The 18,723-nt window shown below is 73.2% G+C and carries 20 protein-coding genes and 1 pseudogene; 8 read left to right on the top strand and 13 right to left on the bottom strand.

The window, feature by feature from the left end:
• Positions 1 to 21 precede the first annotated feature (21 nt).
• Positions 22 to 378: an STAS domain-containing protein gene (locus Srubr_RS27100; protein WP_189993861.1), complete on the top strand. Its 357-nt coding sequence runs from the start codon at positions 22 to 24 to the stop codon at positions 376 to 378.
• Here Srubr_RS27100 and Srubr_RS27095 read toward each other — a convergent pair.
• A complete protein-coding gene (locus Srubr_RS27095; protein ID WP_189993859.1) occupies positions 262 to 1,275 on the bottom strand; it encodes a sigma-70 family RNA polymerase sigma factor in 1,014 nt (337 codons plus the stop codon). The genes Srubr_RS27100 and Srubr_RS27095 overlap by 117 nt on opposite strands.
• Before the next feature lie 245 nt (positions 1,276 to 1,520).
• Positions 1,521 to 2,843, bottom strand: coding sequence for an MFS transporter (locus Srubr_RS27090; protein WP_189993857.1), 1,323 nt, complete (start codon positions 2,841 to 2,843; stop codon positions 1,521 to 1,523).
• Positions 2,844 to 2,906: 63 nt separating this feature from the next.
• Between Srubr_RS27090 and Srubr_RS27085 the strand changes: the two genes are divergently transcribed.
• A complete protein-coding gene (locus Srubr_RS27085; RefSeq protein ID WP_189993855.1) occupies positions 2,907 to 3,857 on the top strand; it encodes a LysR family transcriptional regulator in 951 nt (316 codons plus the stop codon).
• A 241-nt stretch (positions 3,858 to 4,098) separates the two neighbouring features.
• Positions 4,099 to 4,452 carry a hypothetical protein gene (locus Srubr_RS27080; RefSeq protein ID WP_189993853.1) on the top strand — a complete coding sequence of 118 codons (354 nt, stop codon included), beginning with the start codon at positions 4,099 to 4,101 and terminating at the stop codon, positions 4,450 to 4,452.
• 31 nt (positions 4,453 to 4,483) lie between these two features.
• Here the strand turns inward: Srubr_RS27080 and Srubr_RS27075 are convergent, their stop codons facing one another.
• Complete coding sequence (locus Srubr_RS27075) at positions 4,484 to 5,245, bottom strand: dienelactone hydrolase family protein (RefSeq protein WP_189993851.1); 762 nt, start codon at positions 5,243 to 5,245, stop codon at positions 4,484 to 4,486.
• A gap of 96 nt (positions 5,246 to 5,341) precedes the next feature.
• Here Srubr_RS27075 and Srubr_RS27070 point away from each other — a divergent pair.
• Positions 5,342 to 5,494: pseudogene (locus Srubr_RS27070) on the top strand (adenosine deaminase); the annotation flags it as partial.
• Between the two features lie 150 nt (positions 5,495 to 5,644).
• Positions 5,645 to 6,028, top strand: a complete 384-nt coding sequence (locus Srubr_RS27065) for an ATP-binding protein (RefSeq protein ID WP_189993849.1) — start codon at positions 5,645 to 5,647, stop codon at positions 6,026 to 6,028.
• Positions 6,029 to 6,125: 97 nt separating this feature from the next.
• Here Srubr_RS27065 and Srubr_RS27060 read toward each other — a convergent pair whose 3' ends face one another.
• The 5 genes from Srubr_RS27060 to afsQ1 all read right to left on the bottom strand — a co-directional run bounded on the left by Srubr_RS27060 (position 6,126) and on the right by afsQ1 (position 10,148).
• Positions 6,126 to 6,326, bottom strand: a complete 201-nt coding sequence (locus Srubr_RS27060) for a PspC domain-containing protein (protein ID WP_189993847.1) — start codon at positions 6,324 to 6,326, stop codon at positions 6,126 to 6,128.
• A gap of 110 nt (positions 6,327 to 6,436) precedes the next feature.
• Positions 6,437 to 7,003 carry a VanZ family protein gene (locus Srubr_RS27055; protein WP_189993845.1) on the bottom strand — a complete coding sequence of 189 codons (567 nt, stop codon included), beginning with the start codon at positions 7,001 to 7,003 and terminating at the stop codon, positions 6,437 to 6,439.
• Positions 7,004 to 7,243: 240 nt separating this feature from the next.
• The gene (locus Srubr_RS27050) at positions 7,244 to 7,843 is read right to left on the bottom strand and encodes a hypothetical protein (protein WP_189993843.1); all 600 of its coding nucleotides are present in this window, start codon (positions 7,841 to 7,843) and stop codon (positions 7,244 to 7,246) included.
• A complete protein-coding gene (locus Srubr_RS27045) occupies positions 7,840 to 9,474 on the bottom strand; it encodes a sensor histidine kinase (RefSeq protein WP_373313460.1) in 1,635 nt (544 codons plus the stop codon). Before Srubr_RS27045 ends, Srubr_RS27050 begins: the two co-directional genes overlap by 4 nt.
• Entirely contained in the window at positions 9,471 to 10,148 is a 678-nt protein-coding gene (gene afsQ1, locus Srubr_RS27040; protein WP_106980762.1) for a two-component system response regulator AfsQ1, read from the bottom strand. Before afsQ1 ends, Srubr_RS27045 begins: the two co-directional genes overlap by 4 nt.
• Before the next feature lie 249 nt (positions 10,149 to 10,397).
• Here afsQ1 and Srubr_RS27035 point away from each other — a divergent pair, with 249 nt between their 5' ends.
• Positions 10,398 to 11,135: a SigE family RNA polymerase sigma factor gene (locus tag Srubr_RS27035; protein WP_189993841.1), complete on the top strand. Its 738-nt coding sequence runs from the start codon at positions 10,398 to 10,400 to the stop codon at positions 11,133 to 11,135.
• 193 nt (positions 11,136 to 11,328) lie between these two features.
• Here the strand turns inward: Srubr_RS27035 and Srubr_RS27030 are convergent, their stop codons facing one another.
• A complete protein-coding gene (locus Srubr_RS27030; RefSeq protein WP_229926615.1) occupies positions 11,329 to 11,964 on the bottom strand; it encodes a uridine kinase family protein in 636 nt (211 codons plus the stop codon).
• A gap of 126 nt (positions 11,965 to 12,090) precedes the next feature.
• On the opposite strand from Srubr_RS27030, the gene Srubr_RS27025 reads away from it, so the two are divergent.
• Entirely contained in the window at positions 12,091 to 12,492 is a 402-nt protein-coding gene (locus tag Srubr_RS27025; RefSeq protein ID WP_189993839.1) for a hypothetical protein, read from the top strand.
• A 90-nt stretch (positions 12,493 to 12,582) separates the two neighbouring features.
• Here Srubr_RS27025 and Srubr_RS27020 read toward each other — a convergent pair whose 3' ends face one another.
• Genes Srubr_RS27020 through deoC form a run of 3 tightly spaced genes read right to left on the bottom strand, consistent with a single transcriptional unit; the run spans position 12,583 to position 15,853 of the window.
• The gene (locus Srubr_RS27020; protein WP_189993837.1) at positions 12,583 to 13,467 is read right to left on the bottom strand and encodes an aldehyde dehydrogenase family protein; all 885 of its coding nucleotides are present in this window, start codon (positions 13,465 to 13,467) and stop codon (positions 12,583 to 12,585) included.
• Entirely contained in the window at positions 13,460 to 14,890 is a 1,431-nt protein-coding gene (locus tag Srubr_RS27015; protein WP_189993835.1) for an aldehyde dehydrogenase family protein, read from the bottom strand. The genes Srubr_RS27020 and Srubr_RS27015 overlap by 8 nt, the downstream gene beginning before the upstream one ends.
• Before the next feature lie 3 nt (positions 14,891 to 14,893).
• Complete coding sequence (gene deoC, locus Srubr_RS27010; protein WP_030789653.1) at positions 14,894 to 15,853, bottom strand: deoxyribose-phosphate aldolase; 960 nt, start codon at positions 15,851 to 15,853, stop codon at positions 14,894 to 14,896.
• Between the two features lie 337 nt (positions 15,854 to 16,190).
• On the opposite strand from deoC, the gene Srubr_RS27005 reads away from it, so the two are divergent.
• Positions 16,191 to 16,892, top strand: a complete 702-nt coding sequence (locus Srubr_RS27005; RefSeq protein WP_189993833.1) for a PH domain-containing protein — start codon at positions 16,191 to 16,193, stop codon at positions 16,890 to 16,892.
• A gap of 84 nt (positions 16,893 to 16,976) precedes the next feature.
• Here Srubr_RS27005 and Srubr_RS27000 read toward each other — a convergent pair whose 3' ends face one another.
• On the bottom strand, positions 16,977 to 18,608 hold the full coding sequence (locus Srubr_RS27000; protein ID WP_189993831.1) for a phospho-sugar mutase: 1,632 nt from the start codon (positions 18,606 to 18,608) through the stop codon (positions 16,977 to 16,979).
• Between the last annotated feature and the right edge of the window lie 115 nt (positions 18,609 to 18,723).

The raw sequence follows: 18,723 nt of genomic DNA, 5'->3' as shown, positions 1-18,723 counted from the left end.
GCCCGGGCGGTCTACCCGCACGTGGATGCCAAGACGCCCGTCGCCGTGCTCGTGCTGACCGGTCCCGTTCGTCCCGGCGAGGTGGCGGGGTGGTGTGCCCGCGTGCGGGAAGCGCTCGCGGGCGTGACGGGCGGGGTGGTCGTGTGTGATGTGGGCGGGCTCGGGCCGCCGGGGCTGGCGGCCGTCGATCTGCTCGCCCGGCTGGAGCTGACCGCCCGCCGGGCCGGCGGGCGGATACGGCTGCGGGACGCCTCTCCCGCGCTAGTCGCCCTGCTGGGCCTCGTCGGCCTCCGCTTCCAGACGGAGGGGCAGGTCGAAGAGCGGGAACCACCGCTGGGTGTCGAGGAAGCAGTGGAAACCGGTGATCCGGCCGGCTGAGATCTCCAGCACCTGCACCGCCCACGGCGTGAACCCGCCGTTCTCCGGGTCCGGCTTGTAGTGCGCGAACGCCGGCAGGCCGTTGGCCTGGACCGGCACCAGCCGGGACCCGGCGCAGGAGGCCCCGATGGTGGTCATGAAGCCGGTGATGTCGGCCGTGCCGCGCAGCCACAGGTCGAACGGCGGCATCGTCATGATGGCGTCCTCGTGCAGCAGCGCCGTCAGCGCCGTCATGTCGTAGCCCTCGAACGCCTTGACGTACCGCTCCAGCAGCTTGCGCTGCTCCTCGTCCAGCGGATCGGACACCGCCCCCTCGGGCCCCGCGTCCGACCGCTCCGCGAGCGTGGCCCGGGCCCGCTGCAACGCGCTGTTCACCGAGGCCACCGAGGTCTCCAGCAGCTCGGCCACCTCGCTCGCCCTCCACGCGAGCACCTCGCGCAGGATCAGCACCGCCCGCTGCTTGGGCGGCAGTTGCTGGAGCGCCGCCATGAAGGCGAGCCGCACCGACTCCTTGGCGACCGCCGCCTCCGCCGGGTCCGCCACGGCAGGCAGCACCCGCGCGTCCGGCATCGGCTCCAGCCAGACGTGGTCCGGGCGCGGGTTGAGCGCCGCCCGCGCGAGCGGGGTGGCCTCGGACAGGTCCATCGGCCGGGCCCGCTTGTTGCCCGCGGACAGCATGTCCAGGCACACGTTCGTCGCGATCCGGTACAGCCACGACCTGAGCGAGGAACGGCCCTCGAACTTCTCGTGGTTCCGCCAGGCCCGGACCAGGGTGTCCTGCACCGCGTCCTCGGCCTCGAAGGAGGAGCCGAGCATCCGGTAGCAGTACCCGGTCAGCTCGGTCCGGTGCTTCTCCAGTGCGACTTCGAGGTCCGCCGTCGCCGTTCCGTTGCCCATCGTCCACCCACCCCTGTGGCCGTTCCCGTGGCGCACCGTCGCGCCCCAGCACATCGGAAGCTACCGCAGCCCACTGACAATGACGGCCGGAGTCGGAAAATGCCCGGTGCGCGGGGGTCGCCCCGCGCACCCGGGCGGCGCACGCCGACTCGGTGGGCGTGCGCCGCGTGCACCCTGCGGCCCGGCGGGTGCAGGGGGTTCCGCAAGGGCTTCCGCAAGGGCGCTTCGCCCCCTGTGCGGACGCCTCAGTGCGCCGTGGCCCGTACCGAAGTCCGCGCGGGGTTCCCCACCGACCGCCGTGCCGCCACCGAACCGAGCACGGTGATCGCCACCACGCCCAGCACCGCCAGCAGGCCGACGCCGACCGTGCCCGCCCAGCCGCCCGTGCGGAAGGCCAGCGCGCCGACCGTGCTGCCCACGCTGGAGCCGATGTAGTACGCCGACTGGTACAGCGCCGACGCCTGGGCGCGGCCGTGCGTGGCCGTCTTGCCGACCGCCGAGGAGGCCACCGCGTGCCCGGCGAAGAAGCCCGCCGTGATCAGCACCAGGCCCAGCAGGACCAGCGGCAGCGACGCGGCCAGCGACAGCAGCAGCCCCGCCGCTGTCGTACCGCCCGCCAGGTACAGCGCGCCCCGGCGGCCGAACCGGCCCACCAGCCGGCCCGCGGCCGAGGCCGACACCGTGCCCACCAGGTACACCAGGAAGATCGAGCCCACGATGCCCTGCGGCAGCCCGAACGGCGCCGCCGTCAACCGGTAGCCGATCACCGTGTAGACCCCGCCGAACACCGTCATGAACAGCGCGCCGATCGCGTACAGCCGGCGCAGCAGCGGGTCGGCGAGGTGGCCGCGGACCGTGCCGAGCAGGACCCGGGGCCGCAGCGAGCCGGGCGTGAAGTGGCGCGGGGCGGGCAGCAGCAGCCGGAACGCCACCGCGCACGCGACCGCGAGGGCGCCGATGACGCCGACCGAGACCCGCCAGCCCCACTCCTGCGCGACCCAGCCGGTGATCACCCGCCCGCTCATGCCGCCGACGCTGTTGCCCGCCACGAACAGCCCGATGGCGGTGACCAGCGCCTTCGGCCGGACCTCCTCGGCCAGGTAGGCCGTGGCCGAGGCCGGCAGACCGGCCAGCGCCGCGCCCTGCACACCCCGCAGCACCACCAGCGCGCCGATCGACGGCGCGAAAGGCACCAGCAGACCGACGGTGACGGCGACGGCCAGCGAGGCCGTCATCACCGTACGGCGGCCGAACCGCTCCGACAGGGCGCTCATCGGCAGCACGAACAGGGCCAGTCCGCCGGTCGCCGCCGCCACCGTCCAGCTCGCCTCGCTCGCCGCGACCCCGAACTCCCCGGAGATCAGCGGCAGCAGAGCCTGGGTGGAGTACAGCAGGGCGAAGGTCGCGACCCCGGCGAGGAAGAGGGCGAGGCTCATCCGGCGGTAGCCGGGGCCGCCCGGGGTCATACGGGAGTCGGAGCCGGTGACGTCGGAGCCGGAGGAGTCGGGGACGGGAACGGACGGTACGGCGCCCACGCTGGTGGACGCCCCGGTACTGGCGGGAGACATGCCTCGACGGTAAGGACGGCACAGCTCATGCGTCCAATGCATGGAACGGCCATAATCGTTCCCATGGCGCATCAGCGAAGCTCACAGGCTCGGCTGTCACCGTTCAGTGACACAGAAGACATGGCGCTGTCGCTCGCGCCCCGCCTCGCCTACTTCGCCGGGGTGGCCCGCACGGAGCACGTCACCCGGGCCGCGCAGGAGCTGAACGTCCCCCAGTCCACCCTCTCGCGCGCGATGGCCCGCCTGGAACGGGACCTGGGCGTCGAGCTGTTCGCCCGGCACGGCCGCACGGTCTCCCTGACCACCGCCGGGCGCACCTTCCTCGCCTCCGTCGAGCGGGCCCTCGCCGAGGTCGAACGGGCCGCCGAGGAGGTCCGCGCGGACGCCGACCCGGCCACCGGCAAGGTCGCCTTCGGCTTCCTGCACACCATGGGCGCGGAGACCGTGCCCGGCCTGCTGCACGCCTTCCGCGCCGACCACCCGCGCGTCCGCTTCAGCCTGGTCCAGAACTACGGCGAGGCGATGCTGGAGCGGCTGCGCGCCGGCGAGCTGGACCTCTGCCTCACCTCGCCGGTGCCCGACGCCCCCGACCTGGTCGCCCGCCGCCTGGACGAGCAGAAGCTGCGCCTGGTCGTCCCCGCGGACCACCGGCTGGCCGCCCGCCGCCGCATCCGCCTGGCCGAGGCGGCCGAGGAAACCTTCGTCACCCTGGAGCCCGGCTACGGCCTGCGCCGCATCACGGACGACCTGTGCCGCCGGGCGGGCTTCCGGCCGCGGGTCGCGTTCGAGGGCGAGGAGGCCGAAACCCTGCGGGGCCTGGTCGCGGCCGGTCTCGGCGTGGCGCTGCTGCCCCCGCCGACGGTCCCCCGCCCCGGCGTGGTCGAACTGACGGTGACGGCCCCGCGAGCGGTCCGGGAGATCGGCGTGGCGTGGCTGGCCGGCCGCCCGGACACCCCGCCGGTGGCGGCGTTCAAGAAGTTCCTGCTGTCGAGACGGGGCAACCTCCTGCCCTGAGGGGCTCCAGCCCGCGTGCGGGGACCGACCGTGACGGGAGTCCGGCCGCCTAGACACCGGCGGGGCTCCAACCCGCGTGCGGGGACCGAAGCCTCGACCTGCCGTGCACCCACCCGCAGCTGATGCAGCTTTCCGCGCGCGGCGACCGCAGGGGAAACCCGGTGGTCGCCGCGCGCCGGCCGTCGGTACCGTCGGCCCCGGCCGGCCGTACGACCGGTCGCCGTGACGAGGAGCGATTCCCATGACCAGCCCGCGAGCGACGACGACCCTGTGGCGCCCCACCGGCCCCAGGGAACTGGAACTGGTGCGCGAGCTGGACTGGCGTGCCTGGCCGCCCCGGCTTCCCGAGCAGCCGATCTTCTACCCGGTGCTCAACGAGGAGTACGCCGTGAAGATCGCGCGCGACTGGAACGTCAAGCACGACGGCGCCGGCTTCGTCACCCGCTTCGACGTCGACTCCGGCTTCCTGCGCAGGTACCCGGTCCGGCAGGCCGGCGGACGCACGATCCTGGAACTGTGGGTGCCGGCCGAGGAGCTGGACGAGTTCAACGCGCATATCGTCGGCCGGATCCGGCTGGTGCACGAGTTCCGCTGAGCCCCGGCGCCACCGTCGCAACGACCGCCCGCTACCGCCGCAACGACCGCCCGAACCCCGCCGCCAGCGGCATCCGCAGGCCGATCGGCGGGGGAGCCGCCAGGGCGTCCTCCACCGGGCGGGAGACGGGGTGGCCGAACAGGGCACCCAGAACGAAGTCGCAGGTGAGGGCGAGGACTTCGGAGCGGTGGCCGTGCAGTGCGTGGCCGTCGGAGTGGACCTCGAAGCGGCACACCTCGCGGTTCGCCTTCTTCGCCCGCGCCGCGTAGCGGAAGGACAGCTCCGGGTCGGTGCGCTCGTCGTTCGTGCCGTGGGCGATCAGGACCCGGCGGCCCATCAGTTGCTTCACCGGTTCGGCGGGAGCGGCCACGTCGTCCTCCGGGAGCCAGGGGGCCAGCGCCACCACGGAGTTGACGGCCTCGTGACCACCGGAGCGCAGTGCCGCCCGGCCGCCCATGTCGACGCCGACCAGGCACACGGGGACATCGCCGTAGCGGCGTACGACCTCTTCGGCGGCCCACTCGGCGTCCGCTGCCAGGTGCGCCTCGCCGCCGTTCCAGCCGCGGTAGCGGTAGCGGACGCGGTGCACCGCCAATCCCTCGGCGCGGCCCGCGCGGGCGAGGGCGCGGCCCAGGGAGCGGATCAGGGAGAGGGGCCGCACGGGGGACGGCGGACGGGTGGAGACCTCCTGGCCGTCGGGGAGCAGCAGCACCGCTCCGCACACCGGTGCCGGCGCCGGGCCGACCGCCTTCCCCAGCCTGGCCGTTCGCACCGGCGTCGCTTGCTGTCCCATGACAGAACAGTGTCAGAAGGGGCGGTATACGAAACCCGTACGGCGGGTCACCGTTGCGTATCGACGGAAAAGCGCCGGTCGGCGTTCCGCACGGTTTCCGTCAATGCGATGAAATCGGCGTTCATTCCTTTCGATGAAAGACTCGCGATGATCAACGGTGTCGTCACACCGGGATATGCCGAACTGAAATCCGAATGGCTGGTCCGGCAGACCGCGTCTACCAGCGGTTCCTGCCCCTCGGGGGACTGACCTCCGTAGGTCGGACGGTGTGGAACGCGGGCGCACCTTTCCGTGGTGTCCGTATTTCGGTGTTTGCGGTGGATGGTGTGCGGTGTTTACGGTCGTGGACCGCTCAGATCGTTCGTGATCCCCGTCTCCGCACGCAAGGACGCATGCACCATGAAGCAGTCTGCTGCCAAGACCCTCGGTGTCGCCGCCCTGGGCGCCGCCGTCGCCGCCGTCGGCGCGGGCGCGGCCAACGCGGCCCCGGCCGCCCCGGACGCCGCCCACACCCTGGACACCGTCACGAAGCTGCTGCCGCCCGAGCAGGTGGTGGACGCGCTGCCCGACAGCGGAGCGGTGAAGACGCTCAAGCCCCTGGCCAAGCGCGGTGCCGCCGCGGCGGTGCCGGCCGCCCGCAAGGGGCTGGTCGCCGCGCAGCCCGTCGCCGACCGCGCCGTGGCCGAGAGCCCGACCAAGCCGGTCGCCGGCCTGCTCGGCGGACTGCCGGTCAAGGGCCTGCCCACGAAGGGCACCCCGGTCAACGGGCTCCCGCTCGGCTGATCCCGGCCGCCGCGGGACACGCGGGGCGCTCCGGCAGGTCCGGACGCGCCCCCGTGGTGTGCTCGGGCCCCCACCGCTCACCGGGCGGGTCCGCGCGTCACCAGGCGGTGCGGGCCTTGTCCTCGGACGGCAGCAGCAGCCACAGCGCTATGTACAGCAGGAACTGCGGGCCCGGCAGCAGGCAGGACACCAGGAAGATCACCCGCATCGTCGTGGCCGACGTGCCGAAGCGCCGGGCCAGTCCGGCGCAGACTCCGCCGATCACGCGGCCTTGGGTGGGGCGGGAAAGGGCGGCCATGTCGGCTCCTCCGTGGGTCGTCGGCTCGCTCCCGAGCCGGTGGCGGGGCCCTGGGCGAGCCCCCTCAACTGCCATCCACGGTAGGCGGACGAAGGCGACGAAGCATCACTCTAAGGGGCGATCCCGACCCTGGGAATCGTCGGGGTACGGCCCTGAGACAGCTCCTCCGTGATGCTGACGGCCGGGCCGGCCGCGGCCGCCGGTTCCCGCTCCGCCCGCCGGCGCAGCCAGGAGCGGCCCGCCGGTACGACGGCCAGGTGGGCCAGCACGACCCCCGCCGTGTTCAGCAGCAGCGAGTCGACGTCCACCACCCGGCCCGGCACCCCGGTCTGCAACAGGGCGATGCCCAGGGAGATCAGCGCGCCGGCCGCGGCCGTCCTGAGCAGCGAGGCGAGCGGGGAGACGGTGAGCCTGCCGTGCGCCGCCGGCAGCAGCACGCCCAGCGGGGCGAGCAGCCCGAGCCCCTCGCCGAGCGGCCGGGCGGCCCCGGGCCAGCCCAGCGCCAGATCGGCCCGGATGCCGGCCAGCGGGCGCAGATTCGGGGGCGTCACCCAGGGGACGTCCAGGGGGCGCAGCATCAGCCAGGCGACGAGGGCTAGGTGCGTGGCGAGGAGGACACCCCCCGTCACACGGATGCGGATCGCGGCGTTGCCGCCGATGGAGCCTTGACGCTGCACGCCCCCCTAGACGCGGCCATGGGGCGGAACGGTTCCGGGTGGAAACGTTACGCCTCCGCCGCGACGACGTTCCGGCACGCCACACGCCACACGCCACACGCCACACGCCACACGCCACACGCCACACGCCACACGCCACACGCCACACGCCACGGCACGCCGACGGCCGCCGACATGCCCACACCGTCGGACACCCGTAGGGAAACACCCGTAGGGGTCGCCGGGCGGACCGCCCGCCTGCTACCCCGTGACCTCGCTGGACGGTGGCTGGGTGCCGGCCGGGCGCTCGCGGACCTCGTCCGTGCACTCGTACCGCCGTAGCGGGCCCGCGTCCGGGCCGCCCAGGATGACCGAGCCGTCGCCCTCGGTGGCCGCCGAGTCGGACAGCGTGCACACCAGCTGGGCCAGGGCGTAGGCGGTCAGGCGCGAGGGCGCCGTGCTGAGCCGGAGCGCGTCCTCGGGGTCCTTCGGGCCGGGCCCGCGCACGCCGAGTCCGCCCGGCACGTACGTCGTATAGCCCGCGGAGCGCTCCGCGGCCGACGGGGACGCGGCGAGCTGGTCCAGCAGCCCCTGTGCCACGATCACCCGGCGCTTGGCGTCCGGGGTGCCCTCCGGGACCGGCACCGTGCGGTCCACCGCGACCAGGGACGCCCCGCACAGCAGGAAGACCTGCACCGGCACTCCGTGCGAGGACTGCGTCGCACGGTCCGGTCCGGTCAGCGAGCACGGCACCCGGGACGGCGCCGCACCGAAGTCGGTCGGCACCTCCGTGGCCCGGATGCCGCAGCCGGTGAGCAGCGCGGCGAGGAGGGGCAGCGCCACCAGGCGTCGTATCGTCATGCCCGCTCCTTCCCCGCGCCGTCCCGCTCGGCCTTCGCGTCCTTGCCGCCCGTGCCGCCCGTGCCTTCCTTGCCGTTTCCGCCGCCTTCGCCGTCCTCGCCCTCCTGCTCGGTCAGCAGTGAGGCGTCCCGGGGCAGCCGGAGCGTGAACACCGCGCCGCCCTCGGCACAGTTGGCGGCGGTGATCTCGCCGCCGTGGATGTGGGCGTTCTCCAGGGCGATGGACAGGCCGAGCCCGCTGCCCTCGGAGCGCGGCCGGGAGGCGCTCGCCTTGTAGAAGCGGTCGAAGACGTGCGGCAGGACCTCCTGAGGGATGCCCGGCCCGTGGTCGCGGACCCGGATCTCCACCGAGTCCTCCGCCTCCCGCACCGACACCCGCACCGGCGACCCGCCGTGCTTGAGCGCGTTGCCGATCAGGTTGGCGAGGATCACGTCCAGCCGGCGCGGGTCCAGCCGGGCGTGGATGCCGCGCTCGGCGTCCAGCTCGACCGCGTCCAGCCAGGCCCGGGCGTCGATGCAGGCGGTGATCTGGTCGGCGACGTCGACGTCGTCCAGGACCAGCCGGGCGGTGCCCGCGTCGAAGCGGGTGACCTCCATCAGGTTCTCGACCAGGTCGTTCAGCCGCCGCGTCTCGCTGACCACCAGCCGGACCGCGGGCTCGATCATCGGGTCCATGCTGCCGGTCTCCGCCTCCAGCTCCTCCTCCAGCACCTCCGTGACGGCGGTGATGGCGGTGAGCGGGGTGCGCAGCTCGTGCGACATGTCGGCGACGAACCGGCGGGACGCCTCGTCCCGCGCGGCCATCTCCGCGACCCGTTTCTCCAGCGCCTCGGCCGCGTTGTTGAACGTCCGCGACAGATCGGCGAGTTCGTCGGTGCCGGAGACCCGCAGCCGGGTGTCCAGCCTGCCCTCGCCGAGCCGCCGCGCGGCCACCCCGAGCCGGTGCACCGGCTTCAGCACGGTCGTGGCGGCGGCCTGCGCGAGCAGCGCGGCGCCGATCAGCGCGAGCCCGGTGGCGATGCCCAGCGACCAGGCCAGCGAGTTGAGGTCCTTGGCCTCCGGCTCCAGCGACTTCGCCATGTAGCCGGTCGGGCCGCCGCCGATGACGCGCGTCCCGGCGACCAGGAACGGCGTGCCGTGGTCCACGACCCGCTGCCAGTACAGGTGGTACGGCTCCTTGTTCTGGTCGGTCACCCGCTGCCGCTCGGTCACCGCCGCGCGCAGCGACGACGGCACGTCCTCCAGCGCGAAGCCGTTGATGCCGCCCGAATTGCCGTACACCGTCTTGCCGTCGGCGTCCGTGGCGACCAGCAGCACGCTGAAGCGCTGGCTGCTGGCCGCCATCTGCCCCGCCGCGCGCTGGAGTTGGTCCTGGCTGGGGTGCTCGGGCAGCGCGCCCGCGCGGTTCTGCATCTCCTGCCGGAAGTCGCGCAGCACCGCGTCCTGGGCGCGGGTGAGCACCGCCTCCCGGTTCAGCCAGTAGGCGATGCCCGACGCCGACACCGCGGCGGTGAGCGCGACCAGCGCGAACACCACCACCAAGCGCAGCCGCAGACTGGTGAACCGCAGCCGCGACAGACTCTTGCCACGCCCCGCGGCCCAGCCGCGCAGCCTTCCTCGGGTACCAGTCACTGAGGGGCGTCCAGGCGGTAGCCGACACCACGGACGGTACGGATCAGCGTCGGGGACGACGGGACGTCCTCGACCTTGGCGCGCAGCCGCTGCACACACGCGTCGACCAGGCGCGAGTCGCCCAGGTAGTCGTGCTCCCACACCAGCCGCAGCAACTGCTGCCGGGACAGTGCCTGACCGGGCCGCCGGCTCAGCTCCAGCAGCAGCCGCAGCTCGGTCGGGGTCAGCTGGAGGTCCTCGCCGTTCTTCGTGACCGTCATTGCCGAACGGTCGATGACGAGGTTGCCGAAGGTCGCCGAGTCGCTGGACTCACGCTCGCCGCGCCGCAGCACGGCCCGGATCCGGGCGTCCAGCACCCGGCCCTGCACCGGCTTGACGACGTAGTCGTCGGCCCCCGACTCCAGCCCGACCACGACGTCGATGTCGTCGCTGCGCGCGGTCAGCAGGATGATCGGGAGCTGGTCGGTGCGCCGGATGCGGCGGCAGACCTCGAACCCGTCGATGCCGGGCAGCATCACGTCCAGCACGATCAGGTCCGGCCGCTGCTCGCGCAGCAGCTTCAGACCGTCCTCGCCGCTGGCAGCGGTGGCCACCCGGTGTCCCTGGCGCGTCAGGGAGAGCTCCAGGGCCGTGCGGATGGCGTCGTCGTCCTCGATCAGCAACAGGGAAGGCACGGCCTCATTCTGGCCCATGGACGGGGTGTCGTACGACCGGCCCGTACCCCTCCTCGCGCACCGCCACGCACCGTGCGCGACGGGTGACCGGCCCGGCCGGAGCACCGCCGGACCCCTGTGACAGGTCTGTGACAGTCGGCGGACACGGCCATGAAGTCGCTTCGGCAGGCTTTTCGTCACGGGCCGGACGGGGAGCCGAGCCGGTCCGGCAAGACCGATTCACCGGAAGTCCACGACGGGGAGCGCGAGATGAACACGCTGCACAGCATCAGCACCAGCGCAGTGGTCACGCGTCTGCACGACGTGCACCGGGGGTCAGAGAAGTCCGGTGCCGTGAGCGGGCGGGGGTGCGCTCGCGGCACCGGGCGTCAGCACCCGGCCTACATGTCGGTGGTTGACGCGCACACGGGGGAAACGCACGGGGGAACCGCGTACCGGGAGGTCCCGGGGGAGCGCCGTTCGCTGTCGGAGGCGGAGTTCACCGCCTACGTCCAGGAGCGCCGCGCCTCCCTGTACGCCACCGCCTACCACCTGACCGGCGACCGTCACGAGGCCGAGGACCTGCTGCAGAGCGCGCTGTTCTCGACGTACCGGGCGTGGGACCGGATCAGCGACAAGGCCGCGGTCGGCGGATACCTGCGCCGCACCATGACGAACCTGCACATCAGTGCCTGGCGGCGGCGCAAGCTCAACGAGTACCCGACCGAGGAACTGCCGGAGACGCCCGGCGAGACGGACGCGATGCGCGGCACCGAGCTGCGCGCGGTCCTGTGGCAGGCGCTGGCCCGGCTGCCCGAACTCCAGCGCACCATGCTGGTCCTGCGCTACTACGAGGGCCGCACGGACCCGGAGATCGCCGACATCCTCGGCATCAGCGTCGGCACGGTGAAGTCCAGCATCTGGCGCTCGCTGCGCCGCCTGCGCGACGACGAGGTCCTCAGCTTCGGCCGGGACGAGGAGACTGCCTTCGGCGAACTGGTCGCCTGAAGGCAGGGCCACCCGGGGAGTGGCCCGAGGGGGGAAACACGGGGGACACCGGGGGACCACTGGGGGTGGTGGGCCCACGGGAGAACACGGGGGAACACGGGGAGAAACAGGAACGGGACTGGCGGACCGGGGGGACCGGCCAGTCCCGTTTCGCATGCCCGCCGCCCGGCGGCCGCCGTGTCCGGTACGACGCTCAGGCCGGCGTCCGCTGCCGCACCTGACGGCCCGCCGCCGCTGCCGCCAGCCGGCCCAGCGCCTCGTCCCGGTCGCAGCGGTGCGCGCCGAGGGACACCTGGCGGGCGATGATCGACCGCTCCGCGCGCATCAGCCGCCAGCCGCGGCGCAGCAGGAACGGCACCGACTTGCGGCCCTCCTTCAGATCGCGCAGGAAGCGCCGCCGGAAGGTGGTGAAGGCGCCGCGCGACAGGCACAGCGCGTCCGCCAGCACCCCCAGCTCACGGCAGCGCCCGACGATCTCCGCGGCGAAGATGCCCTCCGCGATGAACAGCGGGGTACGGCCGATGCGCAGCGTCTCCTCGCCGGTACGGGCGCTCAGCGCGATGTCGTACACCGGCACCGGCGTCGACCCCGTGGCGCACAACCGGGCGATGGCCTCGACCGCGACGTCCGCGTCCCAGGACCGCGGGTGGTCCCAGTCGATGTCCGAACTCCCCTCCACCAGCGGCAGAGTCGGGTCGTCGCCCTCCTTGTAGAAGTCGTCCAGGCGCAGCACGGGAAGCCCGGAGCGGGCGGCGACGAGGGATTTGCCCGAGCCCGAGGGGCCGCACAGCAGCACGACACGGGCGGGAGACGGGGGATGAATGCTCACGGAACACCAGTTTGACGCATGCCGGCCCGCCTGCCGACCCCGCGGGTCGGCTTTTGAGCGTGAGCCCCGCCTCAACTACCCTTCGTGCCGACACGATTACCCAGTGCAGCAGAAGGTGGCACAACGATGGCACGACACGCCTCTCCCCAGCACTCCGCCGCGCAGCGCGCCCTGGTCGTCCTCGCCGCCGCCGGCGCGGCCCTGGGCGCGGGGGCGGCCACGGCGTCCGCCGAGACGGTCTCCGGCGCGGGAGTGACCTACCGCCCGGTCGACACCGGCAGCATCGACCCCGAGGCCGGCCTGCGCGCCCTGACGGGCATCGTCGGCTACGTCACCGGCCCGGTCGCCGGCCTCAAGCCCAACCCGCTGGCGGGTACGGGCGTCGACCCGCTGGACAACGGCGTCGGCACCCAGGTGGCCGACTTCCAGCCGGTCGGCACGCAGATGCTGACCCGCCCGCTGGCCCAGGCCCGGTCGCTGGGGAGCGTCCCCGTGCTGGGCCAGTTCCTGGGAGCCCTGGGTCACTGAAAGCGCCCCCGAAGGGGCGCGGGGAACCGCGCGACAAGCCACGAACGACCCGCACTCGACAGCCGGTCGCGGTTCCCCGCCGGGACCCCGTCAGTAGGAAGACCCTCCGGCACCCAGCGACCCCGTCGGGTGCCACACCGTCTTCGTCTCCAGGAACGCCGTCATCCGGTCGATGCCGGGCGTCTCGAAGTAGTCCACAGGCTGTGGACGCAGCACCCGCTTGAGGTTGTCGGCCGCCGCCATCTCCAGCTCCTTCGCCAGCGCCTCGTCCGCCCCCGCGAGATCGATCGCGTTGACGTCCTGGTGCGCGGCCAGGGGCGCCGCGAGCTCCGCCGTACGGCCGGACAGGACGTTGACGACACCGCCCGGGACGTCGGACGTGGCGAGCACCTCGCCCAGGGACAGGGCCGGCAGGGGGGCCTTCTCGGAGGCGATCACGACCGCCGTGTTGCCGGTGGCGATCACCGGGGCCACGACCGACACCAGACCGAGGAAGGACGACTCCTGCGGGGCCACGACGGCGACCACACCGGTCGGCTCCGGGGAGGAGAGGTTGAAGTACGGGCCCGCGACCGGGTTGGCGCCGCCGGTCACCTGGGCGATCTTGTCGGTCCAGCCCGCGTACCAGACCCAGCGGTCGACCGTCGCGTCCACGACGGCCGCCGCCTTCGACTTCGACAGGCCCTCCGCGTCGGCCACCTCGCGCGTGAACTGCTCGCGCCGGCCCTCCAGCATCTCCGCGACGCGGTAGAGGACCTGGCCGCGGTTGTAGGCGGTCGTGCCGGACCAGCCGCCGAACGCCTTGCGCGCGGCGACCACCGCGTCCCGGGCGTCCTTGCGGGACGAGAGGGGGGCGTTGGCCAGCCAGTTGTCCTTCGAGTCCGTCACCTCGTACACCCGGCCGCTCTCGGAACGCGGGAACTTCCCGCCGACGTACAGCTTGTAGGTCTTGAAGACACTCAAACGGTCAGACATCGAGGTACGCCTCCAGGCCGTGGCGGCCGCCCTCGCGGCCGAAGCCCGACTCCTTGTAACCGCCGAACGGCGAGGTCGGGTCGAACTTGTTGAACGTGTTGGACCAGACGACACCGGCGCGCAGCTTGTTCGCGACGGCCAGGATGCGCGAGCCCTTCTCGGACCAGATGCCGGCCGACAGGCCGTACTGGGTGTTGTTGGCCTTGGCGACGGCCTCGTCGGGCGTACGGAAGGTGAGGACCGACAGCACCGGGCCGAAGATCTCCTCCCGGGCGATGGTGTGCGCCTGGGTGACGTTCGTGAACAGCGTCGGGGCGAACCAGTAGCCGGAGGCGGGCAGTTCGCAGGCCGGGGACCAGCGCTCCGCGCCCTCCGCCTCGCCCCGCTCGGCCAGCGCGGTGATCCGGGCCAGCTGCTCGGCGGAGTTGATCGCGCCGATGTCGGTGTTCTTGTCCAGCGGGTCGCCGAGGCGGAGCGTGGACAGCCGGCGCTTGAGGGCGTCCAGCAGCTCCTCCTGGACCGACTCCTGCACCAGCAGGCGGGAGCCCGCGCAGCAGACCTGGCCCTGGTTGAAGAAGATGCCGTTCACGATGCCCTCGACGGCCTGGTCCAGCGGCGCGTCGTCGAAGACGATGTTGGCGCCCTTGCCGCCCAGTTCGAGCGTCAGCTTCTTCGCCGTACCGGCGACCGTGCGGGCGATCTCCTTGCCGACGGCCGTGGAACCGGTGAACGCCACCTTGTTCACGTCCGGGTGGGCGACCAGCGCGGCGCCTGTCCGGCCGTCACCGGTCACGATGTTGACCACACCCTTGGGCAGGCCGGCCTGGCGGCAGATGTCCGCGAAGAACAGGGCCGACAGCGGGGTGGTCTCGGCCGGCTTCAGGACGACCGTGTTGCCGGTCGCCAGTGCCGGGGCGATCTTCCACGCCAGCATGAGCAGGGGGAAGTTCCAGGGGATGACCTGGCCCGCGACGCCCAGCGGCCGCGGGTTCGCGCCGAAACCGGCGTGGTCGAGCTTGTCCGCCCAGCCCGCGTAGTAGAAGAAGTGCGCGGCGACCAGCGGGAGGTCCGCGTCGCGGGTCTCCTTGATCGGCTTGCCGTTGTCCAGCGTCTCCAGGACGGCCAGCTCGCGGCTGCGCTCCTGGATGATCCGGGCGATGCGGAACAGGTACTTGGCGCGCTCGGAGCCGGGCAGCGCCGACCACTTCTCGAACGCCTTGCGGGCGGCCTTGACCGCCCGGTCGACGTCTTCCGCGGTGGCCTGGGTGTACTCGGCGAGTACTTCCTCGGTGGCCGGAGAGACCGTCTTGTTGAGCTCCCCACCCGAGCTCTCGACGAACTCCCCATCGATGAACAGGCCGTACGACGGGGCGATGTCGACGATCGCGCGCGATTCGGGCGCGGGAGCGTACTCGAATGCCATGGTTCAGTCCACCGTTACGTAGTCGGGGCCGGAGTAGCGGCCCGTGGCCAGCTTCTGGCGCTGCATCAGCAGGTCGTTGAGGAGCGAGGAGGCACCGAAGCGGAACCAGTGGTTGTCCAGCCAGTCCGCGCCCGCGGTCTCGTTGACCAGCACCAGGAACTTGATCGCGTCCTTGCTGGTGCGGATGCCGCCGGCCGGCTTCACACCGACCTGGACACCGGTCTGCGCCCGGAAATCGCGCACCGCCTCCAGCATCAGCAGGGTGTTCGCGGGGGTCGCGTTGACGGCCACCTTGCCGGTGGAGGTCTTGATGAAGTCGGCGCCGGCCAGCATGCCGAGCCAGGAGGCGCGGCGGATGTTGTCGTACGTCGACAGCTCGCCGGTCTCGAAGATGACCTTCAGCCGGGCGCTCGTCCCGCAGGCCTCCTTCACGGCGACGATCTCGTCGTACACCTTCAGGTACCGGCCGGCCAGGAAGGCGCCCCGGTCGATGACCATGTCGATCTCGTCGGCGCCGGCGGCGACGGCCTCACGGACGTCGGCCAGCTTCACGTCGAGCGCGGCCCGGCCGGCCGGGAAGGCGGTGGCCACCGAGGCGACCTTCACACCGGAGCCGGCGACGGCCTCCTTGGCGACGGCCACCATGTCGGGGTACACGCAGACCGCGGCCGTCGTCGGGGTCGTACGGTCCGTGGGGTCGGGGTGGACCGCCTTGGCGCCGAGCGCCCGGACCTTGCCCGGGGTGTCCGCGCCTTCCAGCGTCGTCAGGTCGACCATCGAGATGGCGAGGTCGATGGCGTACGCCTTCGCGGTGGTCTTGATGGAGCGGGTGCCGAGGGACGCGGCGCGCGCCTCCAGGCCGACCGCGTCGACGCCGGGCAGCCCGTGCAGGAAGCGGCGCAGCGTGCTGTCGGACGCGGCGACGTCCGAGAGAACGTGGGCTGAGGATGCGGTAGTGGGCATGGTCACCAGACGAGCATATCTACGCGCGTAGCGGATGGGAAGCCCCGGGACGGCGGACACGGGGCGGGGCCTGCCACAGGGAGACGGAGGCGGCTGCCGCACGGGGGACGGCGGCGTTCGCCGCACGGGCGACCCGGGCGCCGGACGAGCCGCGCGGGGTGCGCAGGCGGAGGATTCCGGGCGGACCGGGTGCCGTCGGCGGGGGCGCCGGGTAAGGCCGGGGCGTGCTGTGAGCGGGCTCGGTGGTGTCCGGGCGAGGCCGGGGTGCCGTAGGCGGAGGCGGAGGGAATCCGGGCGGGGCTGGGGAGTGCCGTGGGTGTGGGGCAGAATTCGGCCCATGACCACCCCGGACCACCCGTCACCCGCGTCACAGCCTCCGGTGCCCGCAGGCAAGGACCGGATCTACCGCTCACCCCTGGGGCTCGCGGGGGGCGTGCTGCTGCTCCTGGTCGTGCTCTGGCTGGGCTTCGACGCGCTGTTCAAGGGCCATGGCCGCACCCCGTGGCTGGCGCTGGCCGGCCTGATCCTGGTCGTGCCGCTCATCCTCGCCTTCACGCTCCGCCCGGCGGTCTTCGCCAACGAGGAACGGCTGCGCGTACGCAACCCGTTCCGGGTGATCACCCTGCCCTGGGGGGAGGTCGCCGGTCTGCGCTCCGGCTACACCAACGAAGTCCTCACCAAGTCCGGCACCAAGTACCAGCTGTGGGCGATCCCGGTCTCGCTGCGCGCCCGCAAGAAGGCGGCCCGCCGGCAGCAGCGGGCGGCGGCGGACGCGGCCCGCGGCGGGACGCCGGGCGGCCGGGGCGGCGGGCTCGGGCCGGCCGGCCCGGGCTTCGGAGGGTTCTCCCTGCGCGGCCCGGACACGGGGCCGACCCGCGCCGAGACCGACAAGGTGATGGACGACCTGCGCGACCTCCTGGAACAGCACGGCGCTGCCGAATCCGCGCAAGGGGAGGCCGGCGTGCGGTGGGCTTACGAGGTGATGGCGCCGGCGGTCGCGGGAGCGGTGCTGCTGGCGATCCTGCTGGCGACCGGCTGAGCGGGACCGGACCTTCGGGTCCGCCGGGACGCAGCTGAGGGTGCCCGTGCCAGGAGGCGCGGGCACCCTCAGGCGCGTGGTGGCTCAGATGCCGGCGGCCGCCGACAGGTCGCGCTTGACCGCGGCCAGCAGCTCGTTCGCGCGGGCGCGGGCGGCCGGCAGGCCCTCCGGTGCGGAGACCGGGACGACGACCTCCAGGTAGCACTTCAGCTTCGGCTCGGTGCCGCTGGGGCGGACGACGACCCGGGCGCCGTCCAGGGTGTAGCGCAGGCCGTCGGTGGGCGGCAGGCTCTCGGAGCCGCGGGCCAGGTCCTCGGCCCGCACGACGGGCAGGCCGGCCAGCTCGGCCGGCGGCCGCTCGCGCAGCCGGCGCATCGCGTCCGCGATCAGCGACAGGTCCTTCACCCGCACCGACAGCTGGTCGGTGGCGTGCAGGCCGTGCTCCACGGCGAGGTCGTCGAGCAGGTCGAGGAGGGTGCGGCCCTCCTCCTTCAGCACCGACGCCAGCTCGGTGATCAGCAGCGCGGCGGTGATGCCGTCCTTGTCGCGCACGCCCTCGGGGTCCACGCAGTAGCCGAGGGCCTCCTCGTAGCCGTAGCGCAGGCCGTCCACGCGGGCGATCCACTTGAAGCCGGTCAGGGTCTCCTCGTAGGGCAGCCCCGCCTTGCCGGCGATCCGGCCGAGCAGCGAGGAGGAGACGATCGACTCGGCGAAGGTGCCGGTCGCGCCGCGGCGGACCAGGTGGGCGGCGAGCAGGGCGCCGACCTCGTCGCCGCGCAGCATCCGCCAGTCGGCGCCGTCCTTGACGGCCACCGCGCAGCGGTCGGCGTCCGGGTCGTTGGCGATGACCAGGTCCGGTCCGGTGGCCCGGGCCCGGGCGAACGCCAGGTCCATCGCGCCCGGCTCCTCCGGGTTCGGGAAGGCGACCGTCGGGAAGTCCGGGTCCGGCTCGGCCTGCTCGGCGACCAGCACCGGCTCGGGGAACCCGGCCCGGGCGAAGGCGGCCAGCAGCACGTCCTTGCCGACGCCGTGCATGGCCGTGTAGACCGTGCGGGCGGTGCGCGGGGAGTCCGCCGAGAGAACGGCGTCGGTACGGGCCAGATAGGCGTCCAGGACCGAGTCGTCCAGGACCTCCCAGCCGGCGTCCGGGCGCGGTACGTCGTGCAGGGAGGCGATGGCGTCGATCTCGGCGGCGATCTCCGCGTCCGCGGGCGGCACGATCTGGGAGCCGTCGCCCAGGTAGACCTTGTAGCCGTTGTCCCGGGGCGGGTTGTGGCTGGCGGTGACCTCCACGCCGGCCACCGCGCCGAGGTGGCGGATCGCGAAGGCCAGCACGGGGGTGGGCAGCGGGCGGGGGAGCACGGCCGCGCGCAGGCCGGCGCCGGTCATCACGGCGGCGGTGTCCCGGGCGAAGTCGGCCGACTTGTGCCGGGCGTCGTAGCCGATGACCACCAGGCCGTCGCCCTGCCCCTGCTTCCTCAGGTACGCGGCGAGGCCGGCGGCGGCGCGGATGACGACGCTGCGGTTCATGCGCATGGGGCCGGCGCCGAGTTCGCCGCGCAGGCCCGCCGTGCCGAACTGGAGCGTGCCGGCGAAGCGGTCCGCCAGCTCCGCCGTGTCGCCGGCGTCGATCAGCCCGGCCAGTTCGTCGCGGGTCTCCTGGTCGGGATCCTCGGCGAGCCAGGCCTTGGCCCGGGCGATGAGATCGTCGTGCACCTTGGGATCAACCTCTCCTAGTCGTCGCTCGGGGCTTCGCCCCCGGACCCCGTCCGCCCGCCCGTCCGGAACCGTCGGACGAGCGGGCGGACGGGGGTCCCGTCACCGGCGCCGC

The sequence above is a fragment of the Streptomyces rubradiris genome (assembly GCF_016860525.1).
GTDB classification, from domain to species: domain Bacteria; phylum Actinomycetota; class Actinomycetes; order Streptomycetales; family Streptomycetaceae; genus Streptomyces; species Streptomyces rubradiris.
Note: the sequence above shows the minus strand (reverse complement) of the source record. Positions and strands in the feature narration are given on the sequence as shown.

Coding starts and splice junctions, on each gene's coding strand:
- Srubr_RS27050 (WP_189993843.1), bottom strand. CDS start 7,843: ATGACGATACGACGCCTGGTGGCGCTGCCCCTCCTCGCCGCGCTGCTC.
- Srubr_RS27005 (WP_189993833.1), top strand. CDS start 16,191: ATGACCACCCCGGACCACCCGTCACCCGCGTCACAGCCTCCGGTGCCC.
- Srubr_RS27080 (WP_189993853.1), top strand. CDS start 4,099: ATGACCAGCCCGCGAGCGACGACGACCCTGTGGCGCCCCACCGGCCCC.
- deoC (WP_030789653.1), bottom strand. CDS start 15,853: ATGCCCACTACCGCATCCTCAGCCCACGTTCTCTCGGACGTCGCCGCG.
- Srubr_RS27015 (WP_189993835.1), bottom strand. CDS start 14,890: ATGGCATTCGAGTACGCTCCCGCGCCCGAATCGCGCGCGATCGTCGAC.
- Srubr_RS27075 (WP_189993851.1), bottom strand. CDS start 5,245: ATGGGACAGCAAGCGACGCCGGTGCGAACGGCCAGGCTGGGGAAGGCG.
- Srubr_RS27035 (WP_189993841.1), top strand. CDS start 10,398: ATGAACACGCTGCACAGCATCAGCACCAGCGCAGTGGTCACGCGTCTG.
- Srubr_RS27090 (WP_189993857.1), bottom strand. CDS start 2,843: ATGTCTCCCGCCAGTACCGGGGCGTCCACCAGCGTGGGCGCCGTACCG.
- Srubr_RS27095 (WP_189993859.1), bottom strand. CDS start 1,275: ATGGGCAACGGAACGGCGACGGCGGACCTCGAAGTCGCACTGGAGAAG.
- Srubr_RS27065 (WP_189993849.1), top strand. CDS start 5,645: ATGAAGCAGTCTGCTGCCAAGACCCTCGGTGTCGCCGCCCTGGGCGCC.
- Srubr_RS27025 (WP_189993839.1), top strand. CDS start 12,091: ATGGCACGACACGCCTCTCCCCAGCACTCCGCCGCGCAGCGCGCCCTG.
- Srubr_RS27020 (WP_189993837.1), bottom strand. CDS start 13,467: ATGTCTGACCGTTTGAGTGTCTTCAAGACCTACAAGCTGTACGTCGGC.
- Srubr_RS27085 (WP_189993855.1), top strand. CDS start 2,907: ATGGCGCATCAGCGAAGCTCACAGGCTCGGCTGTCACCGTTCAGTGAC.
- Srubr_RS27060 (WP_189993847.1), bottom strand. CDS start 6,326: ATGGCCGCCCTTTCCCGCCCCACCCAAGGCCGCGTGATCGGCGGAGTC.